Raw genomic sequence first — 13,827 nt, 5'->3', positions numbered from 1 at the left:
CCCCATGCCCAAGACCCAGCCCGAACCCATCCGCGACCAGACCTCCGACCGGCTGCTCACCCCGCAGAACTGCGCCATCGCGCTGATCGACTATCAGCCCGAGCAGTACCGCACCGTGACCTCGTCCTCGGCCGAGGAGATCAACCTCAATGTCATCGCGCTCTGCAAGTTCGCGCGTGCCTACGACGTGCCGGTGATCGTCTCGACGGTCGGCGTGGACATGGGCGTGAACACCGGCACCGCCGAGGAAATCCTGGCCGAGCTGCCCGACGTCGAGGAAATCGACCGCAGCGGCGTCAACGCGTGGGAGGACGAGGACTTCCGCAACGCCATCCTCGCCACCGGGCGCAAGAACATCGTCATCGCGGGGCTCTGGACCGAGGTGTGCCTGACCTTCCCGGTGATCGACATGCAGGCCGAGGGGCTGCACTGCTACCCGGTCGAGGACGCCGTGGGCGGCATCTCGCCGGTGGCCCACCACGCCGCGATCGAGCGGATGCGGCAGGCCGGGGCCACGCCGATCACCGCGATCCAGTTCGGGTCCGAGCTGATGCGCAACTGGGCCCGCCCGGACTCGCCGAAGTTCCGCGAGGTCCTGCAGTGGTACTTCCCCAAGCGCTTCAGCCTGATGAAGGACGGCAAGATCTGAACCTGGGAAGAACGCGGCGCGGTGGCTGCGCAGCCGCCGCGCCGGGACGATGCCGAGACCACACCATGGCCCTGCCGGGCCGCACCATCGAGCAGGAGAACGACATGAAGGCTTCGAAGCTGACGCCGACCACGCTCACCGGGCTGGCGCTCGTCGTCGCGCTGGCCGCCCCGCTGGCCGCGCAGAACTTTCCTGAACAGATCGACGTGATGCGCCGCATCGCTGCGTCCTTCGACACCAACAACGACGACAAGATCGACCGCGACGAGTTCCGCGAGTTCACCCGGCTCGTCTGGGCCTCGATGGACAGCAACAACGACGGACAGGTGGACGAGGCCGAGTTCATGGCCTGGGACCCCGGCTTCAGCTACGTCGCCGAGCTGAACGGCAAGTCCGAGGACTTCACCTCGATGAAGCAGGAGATCTTCGCTTATTGGGACGCGAACGGCGACAAGATCGCGACCCGCGACGAGGTGCTGGCCACGGCGGATGACGAGTTCAAGAACTCGGATCCCGACGGCGACGGGTTCGTGACCGGGCGCGACCTCGCCTTCGGCTCGCCCACCTTCTCGGCCTTCATCTTCGGTGCCGGCCCGGCGAAGTGACCGGGGCCTGATCCGAGCAAGACCGACAAAGGTCCGGCCGCTGCGCCGGACCTTTGCTTGTCTCAGAGCGTGCCGGCGAACTCGGCCACGAACTCGCGGACCAACTCGCGGGTCTTTTCGTCGTGCAGGTTGCCCTCGTCGTCGAAGACGGCTCCGGCGCGCGAGACGATCAGCCGCCCCTCGGCGCGGATCGAGCAGCGGAGGTAGCGCAGCACCGGCAGCCAGTGGTTCTGCGACAGGATCGTGCCGAACCCGCCGGGCGAGGTGCCCATCACCGCGACCGGCTTGCCCTTGAAGAGCCGCAGCCCCTCGCCGCGGGACATCCAGTCGATGGCGTTCTTGAAGACGCCGGGGATGCCGTTGTTGTATTCCGGCGTGGCCAGCAGCAGCCCGTCGGCGGCGGCAAGCTGCTGCTGCAGGCGCTCGACCGCTGGCGGCAGCCCCGACTTCGCCTCTTCGTCGGCATCGTAGAGCGGCACGTCGCGGATGTCGCCGACCTCGATCGTGACGCCGGAGGGCGCCAGCTCGACCGCGGCGCGCAAGAGGCCGGCATTGAAGGACGCCCGGCGCAGGCTGCCGGAAAGACCGAGGATCGTCGTCATGCAGTGTCCTTTTTCGCTTTGACCAGAGGTTCGGGGGTGAGCGTCTGATACAGGCGGTCGCGCCCGGCCATGGCGCCGTTCTGGACCTGCTGGCCCAGCCGCTCGTTGTCGCGCGACCGGATGTCCTGCAGCGTCTCGCTGACGACGGCCTCGGAACAGCCGAGCGCGCGCAGGCCCTGCGCGCCCATCAGATAGGCCGACTCGACCGTCTCGCGGATCTGGTAGTCGACGCCCGCGTGGATCAGCTCGACCGCGTGGCTGCGGTCATAGGCGCGCACCAGCAGCTTGGCCTGCGGGAACTCGTGGCGCACCAGCTCGACGATGCGGGTCGCCACCTTGGGGTCGTCCACGCAGACCATGATGACCTCGGCATCCTCGGCGCCCGAGTGGTGCAGGACGTCCAGACGGCTGCCGTCGCCGAAATAGACCTTGAAGCCCCAGCGCTCGGCCTCGCGGATGCGGTCCGGGTCGGTGTCGATGATTGACGCCGGAGCCCCCCGCGCCAGCAGCATCTGCAGGGCGATCTGGCCGAAGCGACCGAAGCCGATGACCAGCGCCTGGCCCTGCAGGTTGTGGGCGCGCTCCACCCCCTCCATCGAGGCGTCGCGGCGCAGCAGCCGGTCGGCGGCGATCAGGATGAGGGGCGTGAACGCCATGGACAGGATCACGACCGAGCCGAAGATCGCGTTCTCGCGCGCGTCGATCACCCCGCCCGAGGCGGCGGCGCTGTAGAGCACGAAGGCGAACTCGCCCCCTTGCGCGAACATGGCGGTGCGCTTGAGCGCAGCGATGTTGGAGCTGCCGAAGACCCTCGCCACGGTGTAGATGGCGATGGCCTTGACCACCACGTAGGCGGCGAGCATGGCGAACAGCAGCGGCCATTCGGCCGCGACCACCCGCAGGTCGAGCGACATCCCCACCGCAAGGAAGAAAAGCCCCATGAGGAGGCCGCGGAATGGCTCGATGTCGGTTTCGATCTGGTGGCGATAGCTCGAGCCGGAGAGCATGACCCCGGCGAGGAACGCGCCCATCGCCATCGACAGGCCCACCGTCTCCATCAGCAAGGCCGCGCCCAGCACCACCAGCAGCGCGCCCGCGGTCAGCACCTCGCGCGAGCGGGCGCGGGCGAGCAGCCCGAAGAACGGGTCGAGCAGCCAGCGCCCGACCACCAGCAGCGCGGCGAGCCCCGCCAGCGGCAGCAGGACCGCCATGGCCCCGCCTTCCGTCTCGCCGCCCGGCGCGAGGACCGCGACGATGGCCAGCAGCGGGACGATCAGCAGATCCTCGAACAGCAGGATCGACACCGCCTTCTGCCCCTCGGCGCTGGCGATCTCGCCCCGGTCCTGCAGCGTGGACATGATGACGGCGGTCGAGGACAGCACGAAGCCCGCCCCGGCGACGAAGGCCGTCACCAAGGGCAGGCCGAAGAGCAGCATCCCCGCCGCCGTCAGCAGCGCGACGGCCAGCGAGACCTGCGCCAGCCCGAGGCCGAAGATCTGCCCGCGCATCGTCCAGAGCTTCTGCGGCCGCAACTCGAGCCCGATGATGAAGAGGAACATCACCACGCCGAGTTCGGCGAAATGCAGGATCGTCTCGGGGTCCGTGAACAGGCCGAGCAGCGAGGGGCCGACGAGCGCGCCGGCGGCGAAATACCCCAGCACCGACCCGAGGCCGAGGCGCCGGAACAGCGGCACCGCGATCACGGCGGCCCCCATCAGGACGACTGCCGGTCCGATCACCGGACCCAAGCCTGCTACCGCCATCGCACTCTCCGATCCGAGTTAAACAAAGTTATGGCGGCCCGCGGGGCGGCCTTCAACGACAAACCCGCCGGCGCAGGGCCGGCGGGTTCGCTGGGTGTGGTGCCACGGTTCATCGCCTCGTCGAGGGTCAGTCGATCGGCCGCAGCCCGGCCTCGATCCGGGCCCGCTGCGGCTCGAGGAACGGCGGCAGCGACAGCGCCTCGCCCATCGTCTCGAACGGCTCGTCCACCGCGAAGCCGGGGCCGTCGGTGGCGATCTCGAACAGGTTGCCGCCGGGCTCGCGGAAATAGAGGCTGCGGAAGTAGTAGCGCTCGACCTCGTCCGAGTTCGGGATGCGGAAATCGCGCAGCCGCTGGGTCCAGTCGTGGATCGCCGCGACATCGGGGACGCGGAAGGCCACGTGATGCACCCCGCCCGCGCCCTGCCGCGCCGTGGGCAGGTCAGGCTCGACCGCCACGTGCAGCTCCGCGGACGGGCCACCGTCGCCCATCTCGAACACATGCACCTGCCCGTCCGGGCCGGGATAGTCGCGGACCCGGCGCATGTTCATCACGCGCGTCAGCACCGCCTCGGTGGGCGCCAGTTCGGGCACCGAGATGGTGATCGGCCCGAGCCCGCGGATCTGGTGCTCGGCCGGGACCGGGCTGCGGTCCCACGGCCGGGGGGTGCCGGTGGTGTCGGCGGTCAGGCGGAAGCGCTGCCCCTCGGGGTCCTCGAAGTCGAGCGTGGCGCGGCCGTCGGTGGTGCCCGGCGCGCCCCGCGTCAGCCCCGCCTCGCCCAAGCGCGCCGCCCAGTAGTCGAGGCTCGCCTCGGCCACCCTGAGGCCGGTGCGGCTGATCGAGCGGGTGCCGCGCCGCTCGGGCGCCGCCGGCCAGTCGAAGAACGTGAGGTCGGTGCCGGGGCTGCCCGCGCCATCGGCGAAGAACAGGTGATAGGCCGAGGTGTCGTCCTGGTTGACGGTCTTCTTGACCCGCCGCATCCCCAGCGTGCCGGTATAGAACCGGTTGTTGCCGGGCGCGTCGGCGGTGATTGCCGTCAGGTGATGGATGCCGGTCAGTTGCATGCAAGGCCTCCTTCGTGATGGGTTCGGGGCAAATATGCGCGCCGGACCTGCCGAACGCCACTTGGGAGGGGGCGAATGCCGCGTTCGGCGCTTGCGAACGAGGGCCCCGCGGGTGACACTGCCGCCATGCGCTATGACCTCAACCAGATCGAGACGTTTCTGGCCGTGCTGGAAACCGGCACGGTCACCGCTGCGGCTGCGCGGCTGAACCTGTCGAAGTCGGTCGTCTCGACCCGCATCTCGGATTTCGAGGCGACCATCGGCGCGGCCCTCTTCCGCCGCAACGCTGGCCGCATCGCCCCGACCGAGGCCGCGTTGCGCCTTGCCGAACGGCTGCGCCCGGCGCTGGCCGAGCTGACCGCGGCCACCGATAGCGCTGCCTGGGGCGGCCAGAACGGGGCGCTGACCGGCAGCCTTGCGATTGCCGCCCCGATGAGCTTCGGCACGACGGTCCTGTCGCCGATCCTCGCCCGCTTCGCGGCGGCCCATCCGGGGCTCGAGATGCGCATCGATTTCGACGACCGCGCCCGCGATCTGGCGCGCGAGGGGTTCGACGTCGGCATCCGCATCGGCGGCGCCCGCGACTCGGCGCTGATCGGCAAGAAGCTCTGCGAGGAGCGCCAGGTGATCGTCGCGAGCCCCGACTATCTGGCCCGCCACGGCACCCCCCTGACGCCTGCGGATCTGAGCGCACATCAGGCCATCGGCTACACCCATCTGGCCGATTCCGCGCTATGGCAGTTCCGGCAGGGGCCGCGGTGGATCGCGCCGCGCATCACCTCGCGCGTGGTCATGAACAATGGCGAGGCGATGCGGGACATGGCCATCGCCGGGCTGGGGCTGGCCATGCTGCCGTCGTTCATCGTTGCGGATGCGGTGGCTGCCGGTCGGCTGGTGCAGCTGCTGGCCGACGCTGAGACGCGGTTGCTGCCGGTGATGGCGGTGTGGCCCCCGGTCAGCCCGCTGCCGGAGAAGCAACGGCGGTTCATCGACTTCCTGCAGCGCGCGCTGTCGGAGACGTTTGCCGCGACGTGAGGGGGTGGGTGCGGGGGCGGTTAAGGATGCGAGGGAAGGATTCCTCAGAACCGCATGGTCGCAAGCGACGAAGCTGCAACTTCTAAATTGTGTCAAGCTTCGACACTGTAGACTAGCCATTCTTTTATGGACGATAATTCATTGAATACTGAGTGCAGAAAGCGAGTTAGATCGTTGCCTCATTCCTATTCAAGTAGTCCCTATACAATTCTGACGTCATCAACGCATACTTGACTCATTGCGCCCCAGAAAGGGAAGACCATTTGAGGAAGGTTCATTAAGTACGCGTGTCTTACAATGTGCTTATCTAACTCGGTTGCTTGCTTGTCCCAATAATCAATTGAAAAGTATACGGTATCCGAGCCCCCCATGATAATCTGGGGAAGAAAAGATGAGAGCAAGTATCTATCCATTCGGGCCATGTTCGTCAATAATCTTACGGTTTTAGAGTCCCCTCTCTTTGCGCACAGAACTATATGCGTTGCGCCATCCATTACGCACGTTGTATAGGCAAGAGATTGCGTATTCACATTGAATCGATCGGCTGGTTGCACGCGCTTGCGATCAAAGTCGTAGTATATCGGTATTATCCCCGCGCCTACAAATGGAAGTCCGGGAACTCTAAGAGCTAAATGAACGTGCCGCGCCGTCCCTCCTCCGAGATTATGTTCTAAGGAAGCGACCCATGAGTCTATCATTCTGAAAGAATGTATTCTGTTCTTCAAAAGCAGTGCTGAGCTTGCTACTATGAGAATGTCATCAAGCTCTCTCGATAGATCATAGGCTTCCGGCTTGGATACAATGTGACCCCGTAACTGCACTTCCTGGGCTCTGCGGAAGCGCGTATGGCAAAGGGCTCTCCAAATCAATATTTCTATGTTTGGCTTGTCGAGTTGTGCGTCTCTGCGTTCTGCTTTCGAAAATAGAGTTCTCTCACAATCACTACAGAATCCCGGGAATGTTGAGGCGTTATTCCAACCTACCTCCTGCATGAAGTTCGCGCCAGAGAAAGCGGTGGCTTTGGTCTGGTAGACCTTGTTTTCTTTATTTGAGATCGTCTCCAGAACTCCCTTCTTTTGAATGGAGTGAGATCGTTTTTTTTGCTTTGTTATTGCAGTTCGGTGCGCAGCATTCGAGTTCTAAGCCGTCCGCCTTCTCGACTCCTAGAACAATCTTATTCTCTAGGTATTTAAACCTGTTGTCTGTTATTGTATCTTCCTTGATTGAACTTGGAGACACTATCTTCATGAAATTACTTAATCTGTAGTGTCTTGTGAATGACACTGCCAATCTCGAAGCGTCGTACGGATTGGAAACTGACTCAATTGTGTTAGATATTAGACAAATATTCCTATAGTCTGACATCAATTCGTTTATTGGAAAACTAGAGAAAGTATCGTGCCGATAACCAAACATTGGATCTGACAGGAATCTTTCTATTCCGATATCTCGCATTTTACCTCTGTGCATCAACTAAACTTGGCGGAAGAAGCGAAACGGTTCTGGCGAAAAGGAATGTCGATGCTTCGGTTGCCTCTTGCGTCCCAATGGTACGCGATGGATCGTCACAGTTCGACGCCAAAGCAATGACCTACAGCGATAGTGGGGATGGGCGATGCTAACCTTTTCGGGTTTCAACCGTAAGGCTTTACGTTCAGTGCCATAGTTCGTGAACGTGTCGAGACTACCGCAGCGGCGTCCAGGGCCATTGAACACCGCCAAGTGGCACTAAGTTGATTGTAGGGTATCTTGTGGGGTAGGTTCACTATCGCGTGTCATACATGCCAATCTTATCAACAAGCTAGGTTGTAAGATTTGGCTCCGGCGGTAGGGATCGAACCTACGACCAATTGATTAACAGTCAACTGCTCTACCGCTGAGCTACGCCGGAACACGGGGGCCATGTAGCAGCGGGTGGCGGGTGCGTCCAGAGGGGGCGCCGAGAAATTTTCGCCTCGCCGTTACGTTCGCTCCCCGGCCCCCGCGGCGACGCGGTTCAGGCGCGCGACCAGACCGCCCCGGCCGTCAGCCCGCCCTCGGGCACGACCGCGCCAAGGTCGCCCAGCGCCACGAGATGGGCCAGCACGTTGCGCGTGGCGGCGGGCAGCAGCGCGGCGGGGATCTCGGTGTAGATGCGCGCGGCGAGGGCCTCGGCGGTGCCGGGCGCGGCGTCCAACGCCGCGAGGATCTGGGCCGTGCGGGTGCGACGGTGGGCGGCGAGTTCGGCGAGGCGGGGCAGGGGGTCCGTCACCGGGTCGCCATGCGCGGGATAGAGCACGCGGGGCGCCAGCAGCGCGAGGTGCTCGAGGCTGCGCAGATAGTCTACCAGATCGCCGTCCGGCGGCGAGATCAGCGTCGTCGCCCACCCCATCACCAGATCGCCGCAGAGCACCGCATCGCCCAGCCGGAAGCTCAGGTGGCTGCCCATGTGGCCGGGGGTGTGGATCGCCGTGATCTCCCACCCCGCGCCGCAGAGCACGTCGCCGTCGGCCAGCGTCACGTCGGGGCGGAAGGCCGCATCGGCGCCCTCGCCGCCGCCCACGGCCCCGGCTTCGGCCAGCCGCTGCATGGGGGGCGAGCGCCCCGCCTCGGCGGTGCCGAACGCCATCACCGGCGCCCCCGTCGCCGCGGCGAGGCGCGGCACGGCGGCCGAGTGGTCGAGGTGCGGATGGGTCACGAGGATATGCGAGATGCGGCCCTCGGCCGCCTCGAGGATCGCCGCGACATGGGCCGGGTCGTCGGGGCCGGGGTCGATGACGGCGACCTCGTCGGTGCCGATCAGGAAGCTGTTGGTGCCCGGCCCGGTCAGGGGCGAGGGGTTGTCGGCGCGGATCACGCGCACTTTCGCAGGCTCGCTCATCCGACTAGGCTGGACCGGCTGCGCGGCGGGCGCAAGCGGCGCGGCCAGTCGGCCGCGCGAGGTGGCCGGCGCAGGCGGGCCGGGGTGCGGCAGGCGGGAAGGGCGATGAACTTCGACTGGCTCAAGCGACTGATGCCGCGCGGGCTCTACGGCCGGGCCGCGCTGATCCTGTTCCTGCCGGTGGTGGTGGTGACGCTGGTCGTCACCGTCATGTTCCTGCAGCGCCACTTCGAGGACGTGACCCGGCAGATGGTCCGCTCGGCGGCGGCCGAGCTTGAGCTGATCGCCGACTGGGTCGAGGGCGCCGCCGACATCGAGGCCGCCCGCGCCGCAGGCAACGAGATCGCCGTGCCGCTGGGCCTGACGCTCGAACTGCCCGCCCCCGAGGGGCTGGTCGAGGCGCGGCGCTTCTACGACCTCTCGGGCCGGGTGGTGATCTCGGCCTTGCACGCGGCGGTGCCGACGGTCGAGACCGTGGACCTGCGCGACATCCGCCGGGTCCGGGTGCTGGTCGGCGGCGGGCGGCCCTTCGTGCTGGACTTTCCGCGCAGCCGGCTCACTGCCTCGAACCCGCACCAGCTGCTGGTGCTGATGCTCGGCACCTCGCTCTTGATGAGCGGCATCGCCTCGATCTTCCTGCGCAACCAGCTGAGGCCCATCCGCCGCCTCGCCATCGCCGCCGAGGCCTACGGCCGCGGCCAGATCCTGCCCTACCGCCCGGCCGGCGCCGCCGAGGTCCGCAGCGCCGGGCGCGCCTTCGTCGAGATGCGCGGCCGGATCGAGCGCCAGAACGAGCAGCGCAAGCTGATGCTGTCGGGGATCAGCCACGACCTGAGGACGCCGCTGACCCGGCTCAGGCTCGGGCTCTCGATGCTCTCGCCGGACCTGCCGCCCGAGCGCGCCGAGATCGCGGATATGGAGCGCGACGTGGCCGAGATGGGGACGATGATCGAGGGTTTCCTCGACCACGTCCGCGCCAAGGCGCAGGAGACGGTGACCGAGCCGGTCGAGGCCCGCGCCTTCCTCGAGGATATCGTCGCCGATGCGCAGCGCGGCGGGCAGGCGGTGCGGCTGGCGGGGTTCTCGGCCGACCCGGCTGCGGGCACCACGCTCTCGCTGCGGCCGATGGCCCTGCGGCGGGCGATCGAGAACCTGATCGGCAACGCCGTCCGCTACGGCACCCGCGCCGAGATCGAGGCGGCGGTGACCGCGCGCAGCTTTCGCATCGCGGTCGAGGACGATGGCCCCGGCATCCCCGCCGACCGGCGTGAGGACGCGCTGCGCCCCTTCGTGCGCCTCGACCCCGCGCGCAACCAGGACCAGGGGCAGGGGACGGGGCTCGGCCTCGCCATCGCCGACGAGATCGTGCGCGGCCACGGCGGCACGCTGCGGCTGACGCAGGGTCACCGGCTCGGCGGCCTCAGGGCCGAGGTCACGATCCCGCGCTGACGGCCGCCCGGCCGCGCCGCAGACGCGTTGTGATCACAAGCGCGCGCGACGGGTTGCCGGGATTGCAGCACGGCTTTGCGGTTCCTAGATTGCATTCACAAGCAGGACCGCCTGTGCCCGCCATCTTGGGGGCCGTCCGGTCCGGGCAGGAAAGGACGACAGATGACCGATACCACCACCTATCCGGTGCTGCCGCTTCGCGACATCGTTGTGTTTCCGCACATGATCGTTCCGCTCTTCGTCGGGCGCGAGCGGTCGGTGCGGGCGCTCGAGGCCGTCATGGCGCAGGATCGGCCGATCCTTCTGGCGGCGCAGCGCGACGCCTCGGTCGATGAGCCCGACAGCGACGGCATCTACGAAACCGGGGTGCTGGCCAACGTGCTGCAACTGCTCAAGCTGCCCGATGGCACCGTCAAGGTGCTGGTCGAGGGGCAGAGCCGTGTCCGCATCACCGGATTTGCCGACAATCCGAAGTATTTCGAAGCCTCGGCCGAACCGCTCGAGGAGACCGACGGGGACGCCGAAAGCGCCGCCGCGATGCTGCGCGCGGTCGCCGAAGAGTTCGAGAAATACGTCAAGATCCGCAAGAACGTCCCCGAGGAGGCCGTGGCCTCGGTGGCCGAGGCGGCTGACCCGCGCCGGCTGGCCGATCTCGTCTCGGGCCACCTCGGCATCGACATCGCCCGCAAGCAGGAGCTGCTCGAGACGCTCGACGTCGCCCAGCGGCTCGAGAAGGTCTATGGCCTGATGCAGGGTGAGATGTCGGTTCTGCAGGTCGAGAAGAAGATCAAGAGCCGCGTCAAGAACCAGATGGAGAAGACGCAGCGCGAGTACTATCTCAACGAGCAGATGAAGGCGATCCAGCGCGAGCTGGGCGATGGCGACGAGGGCCAGAACGAACTCGCCGAGCTCGAAGAGAAGATCGCCAAGACCAAGTTCAGCAAGGAAGCCCGTGAAAAGGCGCTGGGCGAGCTGAAGAAGCTCAAGGCGATGTCGCCGATGTCGGCCGAGGCCACGGTCAGCCGCAACTACCTCGACTGGCTCTTGAGCCTGCCGTGGGGCGTCAAGTCGCGCACCCGGCGTGACCTCGGCGCGGCCGAGCGCGTGCTCGACGCCGACCACTACGGGCTCGAGAAGGTCAAGGAGCGGATCGTCGAGTATCTCGCCGTCCAGACCCGCTCGGACAAGCTGAAGGGGCCGATCCTCTGCCTCGTCGGCCCGCCCGGCGTCGGCAAGACCTCGCTCGGCCGCTCGGTCGCCAAGGCCACGGGGCGCGAGTTCATCCGCATCTCGCTGGGCGGGGTGCGGGACGAATCCGAGATCCGCGGTCACCGGCGCACCTACATCGGCTCGATGCCCGGCAAGATCATCCAGGCGCTGAAGAAGGCCAAGACGACGAACCCGCTCATCCTGCTCGATGAGATCGACAAGATGGGGCAGGATTTCCGGGGCGACCCGGCGTCGGCGATGCTTGAGGTGCTGGACCCGGAACAGAACGCGACCTTCGTGGACCACTATCTCGAGGTGGAGTACGACCTGTCCAACGTGATGTTCCTGACCACGGCCAACAGCTACAACATGCCGGGGCCGCTGCTTGACCGGATGGAGATCATCTCTCTCGCCGGCTACACCGAGGACGAGAAGCGCGAGATCGCGCGCCAGCACCTGCTGCCCAAGCAGATCAAGGCGAACGGCCTGCGCAAGGGCGAGTTCTCGGTGACCGACGAGGCGCTGACCCATGTCATCCGCTACTACACCCGCGAGGCGGGGGTGCGGAACCTCGAGCGAGAGATCGCCAAGCTGGCGCGGAAGGCCGTGACCGAGATCCTGAAGGGGACGGTCAAGTCCGTCGAGGTGACGCCCGAGAAGGCCGAGGCCTATCTGGGCGTCCGCCGGCACCGCTATGGCCTGGCCGAGAAGGACGATCAGGTCGGCGTGGTGACGGGCCTCGCCTGGACGCAGACGGGTGGTGATCTGTTGCAGATCGAGGCCCTGAAGCTGCCCGGCAAGGGCGTGATGAAGACGACCGGCAAGCTCGGCGACGTGATGAAGGAATCCATCGACGCCGCCGCCAGCTTCGTCCGTTCGGTCGCGCCCGAGCTGGGGATCGAGCCGCCGCAGTTCTCGAAGCGGGACATCCACGTCCACGTTCCCGAGGGCGCGACGCCCAAGGACGGGCCGTCGGCGGGTCTGGCGATGGTCACCTCGGTCGTCAGCGTGATGACCGGCATCCCGGTCCGCAAGGACGTGGCGATGACGGGCGAGGTCACGCTGCGCGGCAACGCGCTGGCCATCGGCGGGCTGAAGGAGAAGCTTCTCGCGGCGCTGCGCGGCGGCATCCGCACGGTGCTGATCCCGCAGGAGAATGAGAAGGATCTGGCCGACATCCCCGCCAACGTGAAGGAGGGGCTGACGATCATCCCGGTCTCGAACGTCCGCGAGGTCCTGAAGCACGCGCTGGTGCGGATGCCCGAGCCGATGGAGTGGGACGAGGCCGCGTGGGAGATCGCCGAGGCCAAGCGCCTCGCCGCGCTGCGCGAGAGCGCGGCGGCGCCCACGGCCCACTGAGGGCCTGAGGCCGAGAGAACAGGGGCGCGCGTCGAAAGGCGCGCGCCCTTTTCGTTGGCGCAGGGGTGCGGTGGCGCCTTGGATGCGGAGCGGGACGGATGGCGAAAACCCGTGAAAAGGGGGCTTGCCGCCGGGTGCGTCCCGGACTAAGAACCCCGCTACCGGGCGATTAGCTCAGCGGTAGAGCGCTTCGTTCACATCGAAGATGTCAGCGGTTCAAATCCGTTATCGCCCACCATCATTCCCGAGGCGCCGAGGCTGAAAGGCCCCGGCGCCTTTTCCGTCCCGATGCCGGGGCAGGGTGGCGTGACCGGCTGCCGCCCGGGGTCGCGGGGGAACGCCGGCCCTGCCGGCACGAGACCGGACGTCGCCAAATCGGCCCGCCAGTCGGTCGCGGTCGGGACAGCGGGACAGCGTCGCGCGCCGGCCAATCTCCCCGCGCGCTGCCGCTCACACCTCGAACGCGTTGCGCTCGTGATAGCTCTGCAGGAACGACCGGATGCGCGGGTCTTCGGGGCGGGCGAAGATCTCGGCCGGTGAGCCGACGGCGACCATCTCGCCGCGTTCCATGAACGCCACGCGGTCGGCGACATGGGCGGCAAAGCCCATCTCGTGGGTCACGACGACCATGGTCATGCCCTCGGCGGCCAGGCGCTTCATCACCGACAGCACCTCGCCCACCAGCTCGGGGTCGAGCGCCGAGGTCGGCTCGTCGAACAGCATTACGCGGGGCTGCATGGCGATGGCGCGCGCGATGGCGACCCGCTGCTGCTGGCCGCCCGACAGCCGCCCGGGATGGTTCGCGGTCTTGTCGCCCAGCCCCACCTTGTCGAGCGCCGCCCGCGCCTCGGCCTCGGCCGCCGCGCGCGAGAGGCCGCGCACCTGCTGCAACCCCTCGGCCACGTTCTGCAGCGCCGTCATGTGCGGCCACAGATTGAACTGCTGGAACACCATCCCGATCTCGCGCCGCATCTCGCGCAGACGGCGCCCGCTCATCCTGCGCCCGCCGGGGCTCTCGTAGCCGATCAGCCAATCGTCGATGCGGACCTCGCCCGAGTCGTATTCCTCAAGGAAGTTGATGCAGCGCAGAAGCGTGGACTTGCCCGACCCCGAGGGGCCGATGAGGCAGGTCACCTTGCCGGGCGGGATGTGCAGGTCGACCTCCTTCAGCGCCTGGAAGGGGCCGAAGAACTTGCTGACCTTGCGGATGTCGACAGAGGCGGCGTCGGCCAT

The 13,827-nt window shown here is 66.7% G+C and carries 10 protein-coding genes and 2 tRNA genes; 6 read left to right on the top strand and 6 right to left on the bottom strand.

The annotated features are described in order from the left end of the window. The first annotated feature begins 4 nt into the window (after positions 1-4). Entirely contained in the window at positions 5-649 is a 645-nt protein-coding gene (locus tag BLW17_RS01240) for an isochorismatase family protein (RefSeq protein WP_036730934.1), read from the top strand. 65 nt (positions 650-714) lie between these two features. After that, positions 715-1,254 (top strand): EF-hand domain-containing protein, encoded by a 540-nt coding sequence (locus BLW17_RS01235; RefSeq protein WP_036730932.1) that lies wholly within the window; start codon positions 715-717, stop codon positions 1,252-1,254. Positions 1,255-1,316: 62 nt separating this feature from the next. Here BLW17_RS01235 and BLW17_RS01230 read toward each other — a convergent pair whose 3' ends face one another. From BLW17_RS01230 to BLW17_RS01220, 3 genes are all read right to left on the bottom strand, one after another. Next, positions 1,317-1,856, bottom strand: coding sequence for an NADPH-dependent FMN reductase (locus BLW17_RS01230; protein WP_036730929.1), 540 nt, complete (start codon positions 1,854-1,856; stop codon positions 1,317-1,319). Then, positions 1,853-3,595, bottom strand: coding sequence for a monovalent cation:proton antiporter-2 (CPA2) family protein (locus tag BLW17_RS01225; RefSeq protein WP_036730927.1), 1,743 nt, complete (start codon positions 3,593-3,595; stop codon positions 1,853-1,855). The genes BLW17_RS01230 and BLW17_RS01225 overlap by 4 nt, the downstream gene beginning before the upstream one ends. 151 nt (positions 3,596-3,746) lie before the next feature. After that, the gene (locus BLW17_RS01220) at positions 3,747-4,682 is read right to left on the bottom strand and encodes a ring-cleaving dioxygenase (RefSeq protein ID WP_036707427.1); all 936 of its coding nucleotides are present in this window, start codon (positions 4,680-4,682) and stop codon (positions 3,747-3,749) included. Between the two features lie 126 nt (positions 4,683-4,808). On the opposite strand from BLW17_RS01220, the gene BLW17_RS01215 reads away from it, so the two are divergent. Next, on the top strand, positions 4,809-5,717 hold the full coding sequence (locus BLW17_RS01215) for a LysR family transcriptional regulator (RefSeq protein ID WP_036730993.1): 909 nt from the start codon (positions 4,809-4,811) through the stop codon (positions 5,715-5,717). 1,816 nt (positions 5,718-7,533) lie between these two features. Here the strand turns inward: BLW17_RS01215 and BLW17_RS01210 are convergent. Both BLW17_RS01210 and BLW17_RS01205 read right to left on the bottom strand, forming a co-directional pair. Further along, a tRNA-Asn gene (locus BLW17_RS01210) sits at positions 7,534-7,608 on the bottom strand. A gap of 105 nt (positions 7,609-7,713) precedes the next feature. Next, positions 7,714-8,577 (bottom strand): MBL fold metallo-hydrolase, encoded by an 864-nt coding sequence (locus BLW17_RS01205; protein WP_036730925.1) that lies wholly within the window; start codon positions 8,575-8,577, stop codon positions 7,714-7,716. A 105-nt stretch (positions 8,578-8,682) separates the two neighbouring features. On the opposite strand from BLW17_RS01205, the gene BLW17_RS01200 reads away from it, so the two are divergent. The 3 genes from BLW17_RS01200 to BLW17_RS01190 all read left to right on the top strand — a co-directional run bounded on the left by BLW17_RS01200 (position 8,683) and on the right by BLW17_RS01190 (position 12,832). After that, positions 8,683-10,026: an ATP-binding protein gene (locus BLW17_RS01200; protein WP_036730923.1), complete on the top strand. Its 1,344-nt coding sequence runs from the start codon at positions 8,683-8,685 to the stop codon at positions 10,024-10,026. Positions 10,027-10,188: 162 nt separating this feature from the next. Continuing rightward, positions 10,189-12,594, top strand: a complete 2,406-nt coding sequence (gene lon, locus BLW17_RS01195; protein ID WP_036699805.1) for an endopeptidase La — start codon at positions 10,189-10,191, stop codon at positions 12,592-12,594. 163 nt (positions 12,595-12,757) lie between these two features. Then, positions 12,758-12,832: transfer RNA gene (locus BLW17_RS01190), tRNA-Val, on the top strand. Between the two features lie 212 nt (positions 12,833-13,044). Here BLW17_RS01190 and BLW17_RS01185 read toward each other — a convergent pair. Next, positions 13,045-13,827, bottom strand: a complete 783-nt coding sequence (locus BLW17_RS01185; protein ID WP_036730921.1) for an amino acid ABC transporter ATP-binding protein — start codon at positions 13,825-13,827, stop codon at positions 13,045-13,047.

Source organism: Paracoccus sanguinis, assembly GCF_900106665.1.
Taxonomy (GTDB): domain Bacteria; phylum Pseudomonadota; class Alphaproteobacteria; order Rhodobacterales; family Rhodobacteraceae; genus Paracoccus; species Paracoccus panacisoli.
The sequence above is the reverse complement of the archived record's forward strand: the minus strand, read 5'-3'. Positions and strand labels throughout refer to the sequence as shown.

Coding starts and splice junctions, on each gene's coding strand:
- lon (WP_036699805.1), top strand. CDS start 10,189: ATGACCGATACCACCACCTATCCGGTGCTGCCGCTTCGCGACATCGTT.
- BLW17_RS01240 (WP_036730934.1), top strand. CDS start 5: ATGCCCAAGACCCAGCCCGAACCCATCCGCGACCAGACCTCCGACCGG.
- BLW17_RS01200 (WP_036730923.1), top strand. CDS start 8,683: ATGAACTTCGACTGGCTCAAGCGACTGATGCCGCGCGGGCTCTACGGC.
- BLW17_RS01215 (WP_036730993.1), top strand. CDS start 4,809: ATGCGCTATGACCTCAACCAGATCGAGACGTTTCTGGCCGTGCTGGAA.
- BLW17_RS01220 (WP_036707427.1), bottom strand. CDS start 4,682: ATGCAACTGACCGGCATCCATCACCTGACGGCAATCACCGCCGACGCG.
- BLW17_RS01235 (WP_036730932.1), top strand. CDS start 715: ATGGCCCTGCCGGGCCGCACCATCGAGCAGGAGAACGACATGAAGGCT.
- BLW17_RS01185 (WP_036730921.1), bottom strand. CDS start 13,827: ATGGCCGACGCCGCCTCTGTCGACATCCGCAAGGTCAGCAAGTTCTTC.
- BLW17_RS01230 (WP_036730929.1), bottom strand. CDS start 1,856: ATGACGACGATCCTCGGTCTTTCCGGCAGCCTGCGCCGGGCGTCCTTC.
- BLW17_RS01205 (WP_036730925.1), bottom strand. CDS start 8,577: ATGAGCGAGCCTGCGAAAGTGCGCGTGATCCGCGCCGACAACCCCTCG.